The organism is Geodermatophilus sp. SYSU D00705, from assembly GCF_054050135.1.
This window is the reverse complement of sequence record NZ_JBJGYT010000061.1, coordinates 1-13,723: the sequence shown is the minus strand read 5'-3', so window position 1 is coordinate 13,723 and position 13,723 is coordinate 1. Positions and strand designations below refer to the sequence as shown.

At 74.6% G+C, this 13,723-nt stretch carries 14 protein-coding genes; 9 read left to right on the top strand and 5 right to left on the bottom strand.

The genetic code is table 11. The annotated features are described in order from the left end of the window. The 5 genes from ACI78Q_RS23280 to cofC form a co-directional block, all read left to right on the top strand. Positions 1-804, top strand: an 804-nt coding sequence (locus ACI78Q_RS23280; protein ID WP_456925852.1) for a CofH family radical SAM protein, incomplete at its 5' end; no start/stop codon positions are given. After that, the gene (locus ACI78Q_RS23275) at positions 801-1,628 is read left to right on the top strand and encodes a 2-keto-4-pentenoate hydratase (RefSeq protein WP_456925851.1); all 828 of its coding nucleotides are present in this window, start codon (positions 801-803) and stop codon (positions 1,626-1,628) included. The genes ACI78Q_RS23280 and ACI78Q_RS23275, both read left to right, overlap by 4 nt. Beyond that, positions 1,625-2,581 carry an acetaldehyde dehydrogenase (acetylating) gene (locus ACI78Q_RS23270; protein WP_456925850.1) on the top strand — a complete coding sequence of 319 codons (957 nt, stop codon included), beginning with the start codon at positions 1,625-1,627 and terminating at the stop codon, positions 2,579-2,581. The genes ACI78Q_RS23275 and ACI78Q_RS23270 overlap by 4 nt, the downstream gene beginning before the upstream one ends. Further along, positions 2,578-3,633 (top strand): 4-hydroxy-2-oxovalerate aldolase, encoded by a 1,056-nt coding sequence (dmpG, locus tag ACI78Q_RS23265; RefSeq protein WP_456925849.1) that lies wholly within the window; start codon positions 2,578-2,580, stop codon positions 3,631-3,633. The genes ACI78Q_RS23270 and dmpG overlap by 4 nt, the downstream gene beginning before the upstream one ends. Beyond that, positions 3,630-4,298 (top strand): 2-phospho-L-lactate guanylyltransferase, encoded by a 669-nt coding sequence (cofC, locus tag ACI78Q_RS23260; RefSeq protein WP_456925848.1) that lies wholly within the window; start codon positions 3,630-3,632, stop codon positions 4,296-4,298. The genes dmpG and cofC overlap by 4 nt, the downstream gene beginning before the upstream one ends. A gap of 92 nt (positions 4,299-4,390) precedes the next feature. Here cofC and ACI78Q_RS23255 read toward each other — a convergent pair whose 3' ends face one another. From ACI78Q_RS23255 to ACI78Q_RS23240, 4 genes are all read right to left on the bottom strand, one after another. Beyond that, positions 4,391-5,797 (bottom strand): amidohydrolase family protein, encoded by a 1,407-nt coding sequence (locus ACI78Q_RS23255; protein WP_456925847.1) that lies wholly within the window; start codon positions 5,795-5,797, stop codon positions 4,391-4,393. Then, positions 5,794-8,115, bottom strand: a complete 2,322-nt coding sequence (locus ACI78Q_RS23250) for a xanthine dehydrogenase family protein molybdopterin-binding subunit (RefSeq protein ID WP_456925846.1) — start codon at positions 8,113-8,115, stop codon at positions 5,794-5,796. The genes ACI78Q_RS23255 and ACI78Q_RS23250 overlap by 4 nt, the downstream gene beginning before the upstream one ends. A gap of 1 nt (position 8,116) precedes the next feature. Further along, on the bottom strand, positions 8,117-8,632 hold the full coding sequence (locus tag ACI78Q_RS23245) for a (2Fe-2S)-binding protein (RefSeq protein ID WP_456925845.1): 516 nt from the start codon (positions 8,630-8,632) through the stop codon (positions 8,117-8,119). A 71-nt stretch (positions 8,633-8,703) separates the two neighbouring features. Beyond that, positions 8,704-9,591, bottom strand: coding sequence for an FAD binding domain-containing protein (locus ACI78Q_RS23240; RefSeq protein WP_456925844.1), 888 nt, complete (start codon positions 9,589-9,591; stop codon positions 8,704-8,706). Positions 9,592-9,741: 150 nt separating this feature from the next. Here ACI78Q_RS23240 and ACI78Q_RS23235 point away from each other — a divergent pair, with 150 nt between their 5' ends. The 4 genes from ACI78Q_RS23235 to ACI78Q_RS23220 all read left to right on the top strand — a co-directional run bounded on the left by ACI78Q_RS23235 (position 9,742) and on the right by ACI78Q_RS23220 (position 13,296). Further along, a complete protein-coding gene (locus ACI78Q_RS23235; RefSeq protein ID WP_456925843.1) occupies positions 9,742-11,247 on the top strand; it encodes a PucR family transcriptional regulator in 1,506 nt (501 codons plus the stop codon). 154 nt (positions 11,248-11,401) lie between these two features. After that, on the top strand, positions 11,402-11,578 hold the full coding sequence (locus ACI78Q_RS23230) for a hypothetical protein (RefSeq protein WP_456925842.1): 177 nt from the start codon (positions 11,402-11,404) through the stop codon (positions 11,576-11,578). 158 nt (positions 11,579-11,736) lie between these two features. After that, the gene (locus ACI78Q_RS23225) at positions 11,737-12,726 is read left to right on the top strand and encodes a ferritin-like domain-containing protein (RefSeq protein WP_456925841.1); all 990 of its coding nucleotides are present in this window, start codon (positions 11,737-11,739) and stop codon (positions 12,724-12,726) included. A 144-nt stretch (positions 12,727-12,870) separates the two neighbouring features. Continuing rightward, a complete protein-coding gene (locus ACI78Q_RS23220) occupies positions 12,871-13,296 on the top strand; it encodes a hypothetical protein (protein ID WP_456925840.1) in 426 nt (141 codons plus the stop codon). 4 nt (positions 13,297-13,300) lie between these two features. Here the strand turns inward: ACI78Q_RS23220 and ACI78Q_RS23215 are convergent, their stop codons facing one another. Further along, positions 13,301-13,582, bottom strand: a complete 282-nt coding sequence (locus ACI78Q_RS23215; protein WP_456925839.1) for a DUF427 domain-containing protein — start codon at positions 13,580-13,582, stop codon at positions 13,301-13,303. Positions 13,583-13,723 lie beyond the last annotated feature (141 nt).

The following is a 13,723-nucleotide window of genomic DNA, read 5'->3' as shown; positions in this document are numbered from 1 at the left end:
AGCGCCTACCTGGACCTGGCCCGCGAGGTGAAGCGCCGGCAGCCCGGCATCCACCTGCACGCCTTCTCCCCGATGGAGATCGTCAACGGCGCCGCCCGCACCGGGCTGTCGTTCGAGGAGTTCCTCACCGCCGCGAAGGAGGCCGGGCTCGACAGCATCCCGGGCACCGCGGCGGAGATCCTCGACGACGACGTCCGCTGGGTGCTCACCAAGGGCAAGCTCTCCGCCGCCACCTGGCTGGCCGTGGTCGGCACGGCCCACCGCCTCGGCATCCGTTCCTCGGCCACGATGATGTACGGCCACGTCGACACCCCCGCCCACTGGGTCGCGCACCTGCGCACGCTCGCCGCGCTGCAGGACGACACCGGGGGCTTCACCGAGTTCGTGCCCCTGCCGTTCGTGCACGGCAACGCCCCGCTGTACCTCGCCGGCGTCGCCCGTCCCGGCCCTACCGAGGCGCAGAACCGGGCGGTGCACGCCGTCGCCCGGCTGCTGCTGCACGGCCGGATCGACAACATCCAGTGCTCCTGGGTGAAGCTCGGCGACGGCGGGGTGCAGCGCCTGCTCACCGGGGGCGCGAACGACCTCGGCGGCACGCTGATGGAGGAGACCATCAGCCGGATGGCGGGCTCGGCGTACGGCTCCGAGCGGACCGTCCCGGAGCTGGAGGCCATCGCCGCGGGGATCGGCCGCCCGACCCGGCAGCGCACCACCACGTACGGCTCCGTGCCGGCCGAACGACTGTCCAGCCACCAGCGGCGCCGCCGTGCGCTGCGCCTCGTCCCCGTGGAGAGCGCCCCGTGACGACCGTCCCGCCGGCTCCGGCCGGCCTCCCCGCCCGCGCCGCGATCGACGCCGCCGCCGCCCGCCTGCAGCGGGCCGTCGAGACCGGCACCCCGTGCGCCCCGGTCCGTGACCTGCTGCCGATGAGCCTCCCGGCCGGGTACGCGGTGCAGCAGGTGCTGACCGCCCGGGCGGTCGCGGCCGGTCGAGCGATCGTCGGCCGCAAGATCGGGTTGACGAACCCCAAGGTGCAGGCGCAGCTCGGCGTCGACACCCCGGACATCGGCGTGCTCTTCGACGACATGGCCGTCGCCGACGGCGGGACCGTCGGGGTCGGCCGGCTGCTGCAACCGCGGATCGAGGCGGAGGTGGCGATGGTGCTGGGCGCCGACCTGGACGGTGCGGACCTCGGCCCGGAGCGGGTGCGCGCGGCGGTGGACCGCGTGGTGGCCGCGCTGGAGATCGTGGACAGCCGGGTCGCCGACTGGGACATCAGCCTGGTGGACACCGTGGCCGACAACGCCTCCAGCGGCCTGTTCGTGCTGGGCCGTGGTGAAGTGCCGCTGGGCGACCTGGACCTGCGGGATGTCCGGATGACGATGGTCGAGGACGGCCGCGAGGTCTCCACCGGCACCGGGACCGACTGCCTGGGCGATCCGCTGGCCGCGCTGACCTGGCTGGCCACCGCCGCACGCGACCTGGGGGCGCCGCTGCGCGCCGGCGACGTCGTGCTCTCCGGGGCGCTCGGGCCGATGGTGCCGGTGCGCCCCGGGGCCGTCTACACCGCCGAGATGACCGGCCTGGGACCGGTCTCGGTCACCTTCACCGAGGAGGGAGAGCTGTGACCACGAAGGTCGCCATCATCGGCTCGGGGAACATCGGCACCGATCTGATGATCAAGGCGCAGCTCTCCGAGCAACTCGAGGTCGCCGCGATGGTCGGCATCGATCCGGCCTCCGACGGGCTGGCCCGCGCCCGGCGCGCCGGCGTCCGGACGACGGCCGACGGCGTGCAGGGGCTGATCGCGATGCCTGACTTCGACCAGATCGGGATCGTCCTCGACGCCACGTCCGCGCGGGCGCACGTGGCCAACGCCGAGGCGCTGGCTCCGTACGGGAAGCGGCTGGTCGACCTGACGCCGGCGGCGATCGGTCCCTACGTCGTCCCGCCGGTCAACCTCGATCAGCACCTGGTCGCGGACAACCTCAACATGGTGACCTGTGGCGGGCAGGCCACGATCCCGATCGTCGCCGCCGTCGCCTCGGTGACCCCGGTGCTCTGGGCGGAGATCGTCGCGTCCATCTCCTCGCGCTCGGCAGGGCCGGGCACCCGGGCCAACATCGACGAGTTCACCCAGACCACCGCACGGGCGATCGAGGCCGTCGGCGGCGCGGCCCGAGGCAAGGCGATCATCGTGCTCAACCCGGCCGAACCGCCGGTGATCATGCGTGACACGGTGTTGTGCGTCGTCGACGACTGCGACCGCGAGGTCGTCACCGCGGCGGTCGAGGAGATGGTCGCGCGGGTGCAGGAGTACGTGCCCGGCTACCGGCTCAAGCAGGCGGTGCAGTTCGCCCCGCTGCCGGCGGCGGACTCGCTGCGCGTGCTGCTCGGCGAGGACGCCCCGGTGGCCGACCGGGTGCAGGTGTCGGTGTTCCTCGAGGTCGAGGGCGCCGCGCACTACCTGCCGGCCTACGCCGGCAACCTGGACATCATGACCTCGGCCGCGGTGCGCGTGGCGGAGCGGCTCGCCGAGCGCCTCACCGGCGCTCCCGACCTCGTGGAGGCCGGCTCATGACCGCCGTCTACATCCAGGACGTCACCCTCCGGGACGGTATGCACGCCGTCCGACACCGGGTCGGCGTCGACCGGGTCCGGGCCATCGCCGCCGCCCTGGACGCCGCCGGCGTCGACGCCATCGAGGTGGCCCACGGCGACGGCCTCGCCGGAGCCAGCCTCACCTACGGACCGGGCAGCAACACCGACGCCGAGTGGATCTCCGCCGCCGCCGAGGTGGTGGAGAACGCGCGGCTGACCACCCTGCTGCTGCCGGGCATCGGCACCATCGAGAACCTCGAGCGGGCCCACGACCTGGGCGTCACCTCGGTCCGCGTGGCCACCCACTGCACGGAGGCCGACGTCTCCGCCCAGCACATCGCGAAGGCGCGCGAGCTCGGCATGGACGTCTCCGGCTTCCTGATGATGAGTCACCTCAGCGGGGCGGCCGAGCTGGCCCGGCAGGCCAAGTTGATGGAGTCCTACGGCGCCCACTGCGTCTATGTCACCGACTCCGGCGGCCGGCTGACCATGGACGGCGTGCGCGAGCGGGTCCGCGCCTACCGCGACGTCCTGGACGAGGGCACGCAGATCGGCGTGCACGCCCACCAGAACCTGTCCCTGGCGGTGGCCAACTCGGTGGTCGCGGTGGAGGAGGGGGTGTACCGGGTCGACGCCTCGCTGGCCGGCATGGGCGCCGGCGCCGGGAACTGCCCGATCGAGCCGCTGATCGCCGTCGCCTCCATCCAGGGCTGGGACCACCGCTGCGACCTGTTCGCCCTCCAGGACGCCGCCGACGACCTGGTGCGGCCGCTGCAGGACCGGCCCGTGCAGGTGGACCGGGAGACCCTGACCCTGGGCTACGCCGGGGTGTACTCCAGCTTCCTGCGTCACGCCGAGCGGGCCGCGGCGCAGTACGGCCTGGACACCCGCGACGTGCTCGTCGAGGTGGGCCGGCGCCGGCTGGTCGGCGGCCAGGAGGACATGATCGTCGACGTCGCGCTCGATCTCGTCGCCGCCCGCCCGACCACCGGCGCGGACCCCTCGGCAGGCGCGGCCGCCGCTCCGCGGTGATCCTGCCCGGCTGGACGGTGCTCGTCCCGGTCAAGACGCTGGACCGGGCGAAGACCCGCCTGCGGCCGTCCACCGGCCGGGACACGTCGGCGCTGGCGCTGGCCTTCGCCCTGGACACGGTCGAGGCGGCCGGCCGGGCCGGCGGCGTCGGCGGCGTGCACGTGGTCACGGCGGACCCGCTCGTCGCGGCGGAGGCGGTGGGGATGGGCGCCGCCGTCCTCCCGGATCTCGGCGGCGGGGTCCTCAACCTCGCGGTCGGCCGGGCCGCGGAGCTGCTTGCCGGGCCGGACGCCGGGCTCGGGCTCGCGGTGCTCCCCGCCGACCTGCCCGGGCTGGACCCGGCCGACCTCGACCTCGCCCTGTCGGCGGCGACGGCCCATCCCCGCGCCTTCCTCGCCGATGCCGGGGGAGCCGGGACCACGCTGCTCACCGCTCGTGCGGGGCACCGACTCGAGCCCCGGTACGGCCCCGGCTCCGCCGCTGCCCACCAGGCGGAGGGAGCGCACCCGCTCGGTGTCCCGGCGCCCACGGTGCGCGCCGACGTCGATCGACCGGTCGATCTGCGCGTCCTGCGCCACCGCGCCTGTGGCCGGCGGACCCGGGAGTGGCTCGACGGTCACCCGGCCCGACCCTCGACCGGTGCGGCCCGCGTGTACGGGGCCTGACGCCGGTCGGCCCGCGCGTTCGTCCGGGCGCGTGCCGGCCGCGGCGTCACAGCGGGGTGCATCGCGACCGGCACGGGCGCTCCGGGGGACCGTCAGGCGCCCACCATCGACCGCCACGGCCGGGCGGCGAGGCGGTCGGTGCCTGCCCGTGCGGTCAGCCGGGCGGCCGCGGCCGCGGACCCGGCGCGCACGTCGCGCTCGTCCGCCGTGGTCAGGGCGCGGCCGGAGACCACCAGCCGCCCGTCGACGTAGACCCGGTCGACCTCGTCGCCCCGCTGGCTGTAGACCAGGGACGAGACCGCCGCGTGCAGCGGCGTCGCACAGAGGTTGGTGAGGTCGAGGACCACGACGTCGGCCCGCTTGCCGACCTCGAGCGAGCCGATCGAGTCGGCCAACCCGAGTGCGCGGGCGCCGTCGATGGTGGCCATCTCCAGCGCCTTCTCGGCGGTCATCACCTCGGGGTTGCGGTGTACCCCCTTGTGCAGGAGCGCGGCGAACTTCATGGCCTGCAGCATCGAGTGGTTCGACGACGAGGCCGGGCCGTCCGACGCCAGACCGACGGTGATGCCCCGCCGGTGCATCGCCGGCACGGGGGCGAAGCCGGAGCCGAGGTAGAGGTTCGAGCACGGGTTGTGCGACACCTTGGTCCCGGTCTCCTGCAGGAGGTCCAGGTCGTGGACGTCGACCTGGACGCAGTGCGCCGCCAGCAGGTCAGGACCCAGCAGCCCGGTGTGCGCGGCGAACGGCACATCGCGCATGCCGAACCGGCGCACGGACTCCTCGACGTCGAACGGCGACTCGGCCAGGTGCATGGTGACCAGGGCCCCGGTGGCGTCGGCCAGTGCCCGCGTCTCCCGGAGCGTCGACTCGTCCACCGTCCAGCTCATGCACGGGGCGAGTCCGACGGTCACCCGCGACCCGGGCCGGTTGCGTGCGCTGATCAGCCGCTCGGCGTCGGCCAGCGCGTCGTCCAGCGGCTGCACCAGCGGCTCCGGGGCCCCGACGTCGGCCCCGGCGGTCATGTACCCCCGGGCCATGACGCCTCGGATGCCGATGTCCTCCATCGCCGACGCCACCGCGTCCCCGAGTCCGGGGCGCGGGTGCACGTACATGAAGTCGAGCAGGGTGGTCGTGCCGGTGGTCAGGGCCTCGGCACAGCCGTGCAGTGCGCCGGCGTAGCAGTCCTCCGGGGTGAGCTCGACTGCAGACGGCCCCGTCATCGTCAGGAACCAGTCCGACAGCACCCGGTCGTCCCCGAGCCCCTTGAGCAGGGTCTGGAACAGGTGGGTGTGGGTGTTGACGAAGCCCGGGAGCACCAGCTGACCCGCGCAGTCGACCACGTCCGCCCCTGGGTGGGCCGCCCGCACCTCGGAGGACGGACCGACCGCGAGGAGCTCGTCGGAGAACGCGACCGCGCCGTCGTGCAGCACGCGGCGCTCGCCGTCCATGGTCACCACGGTGCCGCCCGACAGGACGGTGACCGACGCCGGCTCGGTCACGTCGGCGCTCCCGCCGACCGCAGCAGCTGCCACACGACCGCCGGCTTGAGCGGGGTGCGGGTGACCCGGACGCCGAGGTGCTCGATGGCGTCGGCCACGGCGTTGGCGACGGCGGAGTGGCCGCCGATCGCCCCGCCCTCGCCCATGCCCTTGACGCCCAGCGGGTTGAGCGGGGACGTGGACTCCAGGTGGCCGATCTCGACGTCGGGCACGTCCAGCGACCCGGGGAGCAGGTAGTCCATGAACGACGTCGACTGGGGCTGACCGTCGGGGCCGTAGACCAGTTCCTCCATCAGCGCTCCGCCCAGGCCCTGGGCCACGCCGCCGACGATCTGGCCCTCGGCGTTGCGGGGGTTGATGATCGTGCCGGCGTCGTTGACCACCACGTACCGCAGGACGGTCGTGTAGCCGGTGGCGGGGTCGACCTCGGCCTCGGCGATGTGGATGCCGTAGGAGTACGGCGCGGCGAGGTTCTCGAAGTACTGCACCGACTCCAGGTCCGGGGCCATGCCCGCCGGCCGGCTGCCCCCGGGGCTGGCGGACGCCGCCACCTGCGCCCAGGTCACCGACGCGGCGGGCACGCCGGCGACCGAGAAGGCGCCGTCCTCGAGGACCAGGTCGGCCGGGTCGGCCTCGAGCAGGTGCGCGGCCAGCTCCCCGGCCTTCTCCCGGACCTCGCGCGCGGCCAGCACCACGGCCGTGCCGGCCATGACCGCGTTGCGGCTGGCGTAGGTCCCCATGCCGAACGGCAGCCGGCCGGTGTCGCCGAACACGACCTTGATGGAGTCGTGCGGCACCTGCAGCTCGTCGGCGGCGATCTGGGACAGCATCGTCGCGGTGCCCTGACCCATCGGGGCGGCGCCGGAGACGATCGTGACCTCGCCGGTGGGGTCGACCCGCACGCTGCCGCCCTCGAACGGGCCGGGGCCGGTGATCTGGTGGTAGACGCAGATCCCCAGGCCGAGCAGCCGGCCCTCCTCGCGCGCCGCCTGCTGGCGGGCCGCGAACCCGGCGTAGTCGATCATCTCCAGGGCCTTGTCCAGCCCGGCTGGGAAGTCGCCGCTGTCCAGGACCACGGCTGCCTCCAGCGAGGCCAGCCCGGTGTCGAAGGGCAGCTCCTCGGGGGTGAGCAGGTTCTTCCGGCGCAGCTCCGCCCGGTCCATCCCGAGCTCGCGGGCGACGATGTCGAGCAGCCGCTCCCGCGCGAACGTCGACTCGGGCGCACCGGCCCCGCGGTACGGAGAGGCCGGGGCCTTGTTGGTGGAGGCGCACACCGCCTCCACCCGGTACGCGGGCACCCGGTAGACCCCGCCCAGGCTGGTCGCGGCCAGCGAGGCGTTGATGACGCCGAGCGGTCGCTGGTAGGCGCCGCAGTCGGTGACGTGCCGGGCCCGCAGGCCGAGGATCGTGCCGTCGGTGCGCAGCGCGATCTCGACCTCGTGCACCTGCTCGCGGGAGTGCGCGATGGACAGGAAGTGCTCGTTGCGGTCCTCGATCCACTTGACCGGCCGGCCGGTGCGGGCGGCGGCGAAGGGCACGAGGAAGTCCTCGGAGTTGAAGTCGGCCTTGACGCCGAACCCGCCGCCGATGTCGGGGATGACCACGCGGATCGCGCGCACCGGCACGCCCATCATCCCGGCCAGGATGGTGCGCACCGTGTGCGGCCACTGGGTGGAGTCCCAGACGGTGAGCTCGCCGGTGACGGGGTCCCGTGAGGCGACGACGCCGCGCGTCTCCAGCGGGATGCCGGTGTAGCGCTGCATGTCCAGCCGCTCGCGGACCACCCGGTCGGCGGCGGCGAAGGCCGCGTCGACGTCGCCGTACTCGTAGACCGAGCGGGCGGCCACGTTGTCCGGCGCGTTGGTGTGCAGCACGGGCGCGCCGGGCGAGATGGCCGCCAGGGCGTCGACGACCGCCTCGAGCGGCTCGTACTCGACCTCGATCAGTTCGAGCGCGTCCTCGGCGACGTGCCGGCTCTCGGCGACCACGACGGCGACCGGCTCGCCGACGAACCGGACGGTGTCGGTGGCCAGCGGGTACTGCGGCGCGGGGTGGAAGGTCTCGAGCGCGAAGAGGGCGGGGATGGCCGGGGGCTCGGGTCCCAGGTCGGCGGCGGAGAACGCGTCCACGACGCCGGGGAGGGCGCGCGCGGCGCCGACGTCCACCGACAGCAGCCGGGCGTGGGCGTGCGGGCTGCGCAGGATCGCCATGTGCTGCAGCCCGGGCACGCGGATGTCGTCGACGTAGGCCGCCTCGCCGCGCAGCAGCCGGGGGTCCTCCAGACGCTTGACGTTCGCGCCGATCGTCTGCACGCCCATCTCAGCGCTCCCAGGTCTCGTCGGCGGCCTGCACCGAGCGGACGATCCCCTGGTAGCCGGTGCACCGGCAGAGGTTGCCCGACAGCGCCTCGCGGATCTCGGCCTCGTCGACCCCGCGCGAGTCCCGCAGGAAGTCGTAGGTGGTCAGCAGGATGCCGGGGGTGCAGAAGCCGCACTGCAGGCCGTGATGGTCCCAGAACGCCTGCTGGATCGGGTGCAGCTCCTCGCCTTCGGCCAGGCCCTCGACGGTGGTGAACGCCGCGCCGTCGGCCTGGACGGCGAACATCAGGCAGGCGCGGATCGGTTCGCCGTCCATCAGGACGGTGCAGGCGCCGCAGACCCCGTGCTCGCACCCGACGTGCGTGCCGGTCAGGCCGAGGTCCTCGCGCAGGAAGTCGGCCAGCGAGCGCCGCACCGACACGGTCCGCTCGTGGACGTTCCCGTTGATCGTGACCCGGATCGACCTCTCCGCGACGGGCGTGCCCGTCCCCGCCGTCGCGCGGTCCTCGGCGTGCATCGTCTGCTCTCCTCCTCGGCCGGCCGGAGCCGGCGCGCTGGTCGGGTCGGTTGCTGCGGTGGGCGGCACGGTCAGGCTGCCGCGGCGGTGGACGGGGCGGTCGCCTCGGTCAGGGCGCGCTCCAGCAGGTGGGCCGCCAGCGCCCGCCGGTACTCGGCGGGGCCGTGCACGTCCGGCGGCGGGTCCAGCGTCGCCGCGTGGTCGGCGGCCAGCTCGGCGAACAACGCCGGCGCGGGCTCCTGGCCGACCAGTGCCTCGACGAGCCCGCGCGCGTTCACGGTGCCCCCGGCCACGCCCGCCAGGGCGATCCCGGCCCGGCTGATCCGGCCGTCGTCCACGGTGACCACGGCGGCGACCGCCACCTGGGCGAAGTCGCCCCGGCGGCGGCTCACCTCGAGGAAGGAGGTGCCCGTGCCGGCCGGCCAGGTGGGCACGCGGATCGCCACGAGCAGCTCCTCCGGCTCCAGGCACGTGGTGAAGAAGCCCTGGAAGAACTCGTCGGGGCCCACCTCGCGCTCGCCCTCCGCGCTGCGCAGGCAGAGGGTGGCCCCCAGCGCGGTGACGGCGGCGGGCAGCTCTGCCGCGGGGTCGGCGTGCGCGAGGCTGCCCCCCAGCGTGCCCCGCGCCCGGATCTGCTTGTGCCCGACGTGGGCCACGGCCCGGGGCAGCAGCGCCCACGCCGACGCGGGCGGCAGCCGGTCGGGCAGCCGGGTCTCGAGCGCCCGCTGCCGGACGGTGGCGCCGAGGGTGAGCGCGTCGCCGGCCACCGTGACGTCGTCGAGCCCGGCGACGGAGTTGACGTCGACGAGCACCGCCGGCCGGGCGAGCCGGAAGTTGAGCATCGGCACCAGGCTCTGGCCACCGGCCAGCACCTTCGCGTCGTCGCCGTGCTCGCGGAGCACGTCGAGGGTCTCCTCGATCGTGGTCGGCGCGAGGTAGTCGAACGGAGCAGGCTTCACGGACTCACTTTCTCCCTTCGGCGGCGGTGCGGGAGGCCGCGCCGCCGTGGTCATCGTGGCGGGACGGGACGGGTGCGCTCCATGGACGTCCTGTGGCGACTTGTGGGGGCGGGACTGGACGTTCTGTCCGGTCGTTGGTGCACTGCTCGCGTGGTCACGACGCTCGGCGAGGTCCTGCGGCTCGACGCGCTCCGGCGCGCTGCGCCCGAGGTCGTGGTCGGCACCGACCTCCTGGACCGGCCGGTGCGCTGGGTGCACACCAGCGAGCTGGCCGAGGCGGCCTACCTGCTCAAGGGCGGGGAGCTGCTACTGACCACCGGTCTGGGCATCGGCGGCCGCGGCGCGGTGGGGGAGGCCGCCTACGTCGCCGCGCTCGCCGAGCGCGGCGCCGCGGCGCTGGCCCTCGAACTGGGGTGGACGTTCCCCGAGGCTCCGGCCGCGCTGGTCGCCGCGTGTCGGGAGCACGCGCTGCCGCTGGTGGTGCTGCGGGAGGTGGTGCCCTTCGTGGAGATGACCGAGCAGATCCAGACGGTGCTCATGGAGCGCGCCGCCGCCGGCGCGCGCCGCGAGCGCGACGTGCGCCAGCTGCTGACCGACGCGCTGCTCGACGGGGCCGGCCCGCAGGAGCTCGCGACGATCATGTCCGAGCTCGCCGGGGCCCCGGTCGTCGTCACCACGGCCGATGGCGCCCTCGTGGCCGCCGCCGGGCAGCGCTCCGGCTCCAGTCGCGGCCGGCCGGTGGCCCGTCGCGACGTCGTCCTGCTGGAACGGCACTGGGGCCAGGTGGCGGTCCTGCCACCCGGCCGTCCTGACGACCCGGCGCTCCCCGTGGTGGTGTCGTACGGCGCGGAGGCGCTCGGGCTGTCCCTGCTGCGGTCGGCCGTGGGCGGGGACCTCGACGACCGCCGCCGTCAGCTGCTCGCCGACCTCATCGAACGGCGCTGGCGGACGTCGGGCGAGCTGGTCACCCGGGCGCGCGTCCTCGGCCTGCCGTTCCCGCCGGAGGGCCGATACGCCGCGCTGGTCGTGACCGACCTGGGTCGGGTCGACCTCGACGCCGTCGTGCGGGCGGTGGGTTCGGCGCTGGCCGCGGGCACCGCCCTGGTCGCCGACGTCGGCACGGACGTCGTGGCCGTCGTCCGCACGTCGGCGGTGGTGGCCGCCGCACGAGCCGCGCTCTCCGCGGTCGACGCCGTCGGGGTGACCGGCGCCCGGGTGGTCGCCGGCACCGTCGTCGCCGCGCTGGAAGACGTCGACCGCTCGTTCGCCCGGGCACGCCGCGCCCTGCACCTCGCCGACGCCGGCCAGCGCGTGGTCGCGGCCGGGGCGATGACGACCCGTCTGCTGCTCGACGGCGTCCGCCAGGATCCGCTGGCAGAGCAGCTCGTGGGCGAGGAGATCGGCCGGCTCGTCGCCCACGACGCCGCCTCCGGCAGCGAGCTGGTGCACACGCTGCGCACCTACCTGGCGCACTCGTCGTCCAAGGTGCGGACGGCGGAGGCGCTGCGGCTGCGACGGCAGACGCTGTACCTGCGGTTGCAGCGGATCGAGGAGCTCATCGGAGACGTGCACGCCCCGCAGCGGCACTCGGCGCTGGTGCTGGCCCTGGCCCTGGCCGACCTGCCGGAGCCGATCGCGCGCCGCGGGCGGAGCTGAGGACCCGGCCGGGCGCTGCCCCGGGGTGCGGCTTCATAACGGTCCGTTGACGTGTCGTCCCATCCATCCCGGAACGCGCCGACCGGTCCGTCCGGCCTGGCAGGGTGCCGAGCGAGCGAAGTCGATCGGACTTCCGAGATCGAGGAGGCACCCCATGGCGTGCACACAGTGCGGGGCAGCCGAGCAGCGTGGCCGGTTCTGCATCGGGTGCGGCAAGGCCGTCGCGCCGTCCACCCAGGCTCCCCGCCCGCGGTCCCCGCTGGCCGACGAGCTGACCCAACCGGTGCTGCGGCTGGAGCGTCCCTCCAAGCCCGCCGTCCCGGCCCGCTGACGACCGCTGCGCGCGGGGCCGGACGACGCCGTCCGGCCCCGCGCGCAGCCGACTGTGACCGACCTCACTGCTAGCAATCTGCTTGCAGGAGTTAGCGGACGGCGAGCCCGGGGCAACCCTCCCGACGTCAGGTCATCCCCGATGTCTGGAGTCTCCCCATGACCGACGCAATCCTGAAGGCCGACACGGCCAAGATCGTCAACCAGCTCCGCGCCCTCCTCCTGCTCACCCAGACCGAGGAGCAGATCGCGCGCACCCGCGTGACCCAGGCGCGTACCGACGCGGTCCGCCGCGAGCTGACCCAGAACGCCGACAACGCCGCCGACCGCTCGACGGCCATCACCGAGCAGCTGCGCGCGCTCGGTGGGGTGCCCGACGTCGTCACCCCCGCCCTGGGCCGGCTGGCCGCCGTCCTCAAGGCCGCCTTCGAGCAGGCCGAGCCGATCGAGGAGGCGCTGCTGCAGGACCTGCAGCTGGAGCACCAGCTGCTCGACCGCGCCACGCACCTCAAGGTGCTCGCCGAGAAGGCCGAGCTGCCGAAGGTCAGGGCGCTCGCCGAGCGCCTGGTCACCGCCCACTCGGCCACCGTCGAGTGGCTGACCGTCGTGCTGGCCGAGGAGGCCCTCGGCGGTCCCGCCGCCCTGCGGCCGACGCCGTTCCAGCGCGTCGCCGGCAGCGCCGTCCGCGTGGCCAACGCTCCGGTGCGCTTCGCCGCCAACGTCGTCAACGACGCCGTCGACACCGCGCAGCAGCGCCGGCAGGAGGCCTCCGACAAGCTCGGCCAGGTCGCCGGCAAGGCCAGCTCCTTCACCGACGCGGTGCGCGAGACGCTCACCGTGGGCCGCAGCGCCGCACTGCGCCGGGCCGAGCGGATCGCCCGCCGCGAGGGTGACCGGGAGACCGCCGACGCGGCGAAGGCGGCCCGTGAGGAGCTCGGCGACGTCAGCGCCGACGAGCTGCCCATCAAGGGCTACGACTCGCTGTCCACCCAGGACGCCGTGAAGGCGGTCAAGCAGCTGAAGACCGCGCACGACGTCAACGTGGTGATCCGCTACGAGGAGACCCACAAGAACCGGTCCGGCGTGGTCAGCGCGACCCAGACCCGCCTGGCCGACCTCGCCAAGGAGGCCGTGGGCGTCGACAGCTGACCGCCCCGGCGCCCGGAGGGCCCGTACCCGCGCGCCGGGTGCGGGCCCTCCGCTCGTCCACGACGGGTGGGGGCACCGTCACGTCCGGGTGATGAGGATCGCAGCGGGTTTGACCCGCCGACGGGCCCGGGGATGTGATGCCTCATGAGCATCACACCCGACGCCCTCGAGCAGGAGTTCTCCCTCACGACGGCGGTCACCCGCCTGGACTTCCTGAGCCGTCGGGACAGCGGGGCGACCACGACGAGCACCGTCTCCGAGGTGGACGACGACGACTGGAGCTCCTTCAAGGAGGCGGCCACGTCGCTGGACGTGCCCGAGTCCCTGGAGCTGCTGGCTCTGGGGGAGGTCGTCTCCCGCAAGGCGCGCGACAGCCAGCTGGTCGGGTTCCGCGCCGCCCTGCGCGGCGGGGCCACCTGGGCGCAGATCGCCGCCGCCGTCGACGTCTCGCCGGAGGAGGCCTGGGCCACCTACCACCGGCTCATCGAACGCCAGGAGCGCGCCCGCCTGCTCGATCCGGACGCCGCGGCCGCGGCCCGGGAGCTCGCGGGCGCGCGACCCGGCCGCTGACGGGTCAGCGCACCTCGACGCCGCGCCAGAACGCGACCCGGCCGGCGATCTCGCGCGCGGCGGCCTTCGGCTCGGGATAGAACCACACCGCGTCGTGATTGACCTGCCCGTCGACCTCGAGGGAGTGGTAGGACGCCGTCCCCTTCCACGGGCAGAAGGTGGTCGTGCCCGACGGTCGGAGGACGTCGGCACGCACCGCCTCCCGCGGGAAGTAGGCATTGCCCTCCACGACGACGATGTCGTCGGACTCGGCGATGACGGTCCCGTTCCAGCTCGCGGTGGCCATGACGACCGGGAACTCCCGGTTCCGCAACCGCATTCCCGGGCCGGGCGCGGTGCCGACCGGACTCGGGGGGGGGGGGGGGGGGGGGGGGGGGGGGGGGGGGGCGGCGGGGCCGGCCGCCCCCCCCCCCCCCCCCCCCCCCCC